Below are 3,457 nucleotides of genomic sequence, written 5' to 3' on the forward strand. Positions count from 1 at the left end.
GGCGGAGCCCACGGAGGCCGCGGCGGCGGCGATGAGGCCGGTCTCGGGTTCGGTGCCGATCACGTGGGGCGCGACGGCGATGGAGGTGGCTCCCGCGGCGCGCAGTTGCTCCGCGGCGGCCTTGACCGATGCCTCGTCGTTGAGGGAGGCGGTGAAGACGGGCGCGGCGAGCCGGGAGGCGAGCAGGACGCCGGTGACCTCGGCCTGGCGGACCGCGGCGGCGTCCCCGGGGGTGGCGATCATGAAGCCGGACGCGGCGGTGACCATCGTCATGAGCCGGATGCGGTCGGCGCGGGCGAGGCCGGCGTCGGCGAGCCGGTCGTGCAGCGCCTCGGCGATCAGCGGGTGCGGGCCGAGGGGTTCGGCGGCGAGCGCGCGGGCGGGGGAGCCGGCGACGGCGGCGTGCACGGCGGCGTCCATGGCCCGGTCGGGGCCGGTGGACAGCGGGACGACCACGGCCGCGGGGACGTCGTCCTCGCGGCGCAGGCCGCCGAGGACGGCGTGCAGGTTCGCCTCGTCGCCCTCCAGGTGCGCGATGTAGGCCGGCTGGCCGGTGTGCTCGATCTCGACGAGCCGGGCGAGTTCGTGGGCGATCTCGGTGCCGGCCCGCCCGGCGGGGCCGGGGACGGCCAGGACGAGCGCTGGGGATCCGGGGGGCAGCAGGAAGGACTCGTCCCCGCGGTGGCGGCCGCCGCGGGGGGTGCGGCGCCGTCGGGACGGCAGTGCCTCGGGTGCCTGGCTTTCGGGACTCACGGCGGGCATCGTAACGCCCTGCGGGCCGTGCGTCGGCCTTCCGCCCAGGCCGGTCATGTCCGGCGGGCCGGTGTGGGGGCCCTCGTTCCGGCCGCCGTCGTTGCCTGTATGGATCGCCGATCTCCTTCCCGTTCCGGCCGCGGCGCGAGCGGTGGGTGAAGGAGCACAGTATGGCGCATCCACCCGGGGATGACAGGGGGAAATGAAGTATTTGTCCGGGTTTGCCGCAATCTCTTTGCGGAGGTTCGGGGGCATCATCCCGGCCCGGACGCATACCTGCAGGTGGCACGGAATGGTCCCAATGCGTCCGAAAGGCGCCAAAGGGGTTGCGGGTTCGTAACGCACCACCTTTATGATCCAGGGACCCTCCGCGCCGGAACGTTCGAGGTCACATGGATTTCGTTTCCCCCCGGGGGGACGCCCCCCAGGACACCACGGCGAAGACCGATGAGCGCCGCCCCGCCGAGGCGGCCGGTCGCCGGCGCACGCGCTCGATCCGCACCCGGGTCACCGCGCTGCTGCTGGTGCCGCTGCTCTCCCTCATCGCGCTGTGGGGGTACGCCGCCAACGTCACGGGCCGCGACGCGCTCGCCCAGCGCCGCTACCACACGCTCGACGTCAAGCTCGCGCCGACCGGCCAGGCCGTGCTGGTGGAGCTCGGCAAGGAGCGCCAGGCGTCCGCCGTGTTCCTCAGCACCCCGCGCGAGAGCGCCCCTGCCGCGCCGAGCACGCTCGACCAGCAGCGCCGCCGCCTGGACGGGGCCATCGAGGTCTTCCGCAAGGAGGCCACATCCTCCGCCGCCCAGGACGCCATGCCCGCCGCGCTGAGAGACCGCGTCAACGAGGTCATCCAGGGGTTCGGCGGGCTCACCGGCCTGCGGTCCGCCATCGACGCGCGCTCCATCGAGCGGCTGACCGCGATCAACTACTACAGCACCATGGTCGACGACGTGCACCGCGTGTACGACCGCCTCGAGATCGACGACGCCGACCTGTACAACGCGACGCTGGCGACCCGGCACGCCGGCCGCGCCATCGAGCTGCTGCAGCGCGAGAACGCGCTGATCGCCTCCGCCCTCATCACCGGGGGCCGGATGACGGCGGCCGAGCACCGGACGTTCGTGGAGATGCTGGGCGAGCAGCGCTGGCACTGGACCCGGCAGCGCTCGCTCCTCGACCGCGAGGTCTACGCGAAGACGACCGCGCCCGTGTTCGCCTCGCCCGTCTACCAGAGCTACCACGGCATCGAGGACCGGATCGCCGACGCCGATCCGCGCCGGCCGCTGCCGATCCGCGCGGACGAGTGGCAGCGCACGGCGCAGCAGCTGGTGCTGCAGAGCAACGACATGCTGCTCGCCAACTCCCGGCTCGCGGGCGAGGACGCCGACCGGCTCGGCCGGGCCGCCTACGTCCGGCTGGGCGTCGTCGGCGGCCTCGGCCTGCTGGCGATCCTCGTCTCGGTGCTGCTGTCGCTGTGGGTGGCGCGGGGGTTCGTCCGCGAGCTGGTCGGGCTGCGCGGCGCCGCCGAGGAGCTGGCCGACCGCCGGCTGCCCGCCCTCGTCGGCCGGCTGAGCCGCAACGAGACCGTGGACGTCGCCGCCGAGGCGCCGCCGCTGGAGACGGGCAGCACCACCGAGGTCGCCCGGCTCGCCGACTCGTTCGCCAAGGTGCAGCGCACCGCCGTGGACGCCGCCGTCGGCCAGGCCGAGCTGCGGGCGGGCGTCCGCCGCATCTTCCTCAACATCGCCCGCCGCAACCAGTCGCTGCTGCACCGCCAGCTGTCGATGCTGGACGCGCTGGAGAGCCGCGCCGAGCCCGACGACCTCGAAGACCTGTTCCGCATCGACCACCTCACCACCCGGATGCGGCGGCACGCGGAGAGCCTGATCATCCTGTCCGGCGCCACGCCGGCCCGCGGCTGGCGGCACCCGGTGCGCTTCGCGGACGTGCTGCGCGCGGCCGTCTCCGAGATCGAGGACTACACCCGGGTGGCCGTCCTCACCGAGTCCGCGGACGGCCTGGTCGGCTCGGCCGTCACCGACGTCGTCCACCTGCTGGCCGAGCTGCTGGAGAACGCGACGACGTTCTCCCCGCCGACCACCGAGGTCCGGATGATGGCCGAGCGCGTCGGCACCGGGTTCGCCATCGAGATCGAGGACCGCGGCCTCGGCGTCCGGCCCGAGCAGCTCGACGAGGCCAACCGGCGGCTCGCCGAGCCGCCCGAGTACGACCTCGTCGACACCGACCAGCTCGGCCTGTTCGTCGTCGCGCGGCTGGCCGCCAGGCACGCCGTCAACGTGTCGCTGCAGCGCTCCCCGTACGGGGGCGTGACGGCGATCGTGCTGCTGCCGCACGAGCTGGTGGTGCCCGCCGAGCAGATGGCGGAGGCCGAGGCGGCCGCCGAGATCGAGCCCGGCGACCACCTCGCCGAGGACCCGCCGCCCGCGCGGCCCGAAGCACCGCGGGAGGCGGCGCTGGTGCCCGCGCCGCGCGCGGAGCCGGTCGTCCCGCTGCGGGAGACCGACGAGTCCGGGCGGTTCGCCGCCCTGCCCGCCGAGGAGCCGCACGAGCGGCGCCGGGCCGCGGCGGACGCCGGGCGCACGGAGGCGCCGCCCGTGCTGCCCGAGCTGTCCGGCACCGCGATGTCGTGGGGGACGCCCGGTGAGGCCCAGCCCGATCCCCAGCCCGATGCCCCGTCCGACCC

Annotated in this window: 2 protein-coding genes; one reads left to right on the plus strand and one right to left on the minus strand. The window is 74.8% G+C overall.

Going from position 1 to position 3,457, the window contains the following annotated elements; genetic code table 11:
• Positions 1-753, minus strand: a 753-nt coding sequence (locus tag E1200_RS35320; protein ID WP_131956230.1) for a hypothetical protein, incomplete at its 3' end; no start/stop codon positions are given.
• A 392-nt stretch (positions 754-1,145) separates the two neighbouring features.
• Here E1200_RS35320 and E1200_RS32085 point away from each other — a divergent pair.
• Positions 1,146-3,457: nitrate- and nitrite sensing domain-containing protein (locus E1200_RS32085; RefSeq protein WP_131956232.1), on the plus strand; the 2,312-nt coding region annotated here is incomplete at its 3' end.

The organism is Actinomadura sp. GC306, from assembly GCF_004348665.1.
GTDB lineage: Bacteria > Actinomycetota > Actinomycetes > Streptosporangiales > Streptosporangiaceae > Spirillospora.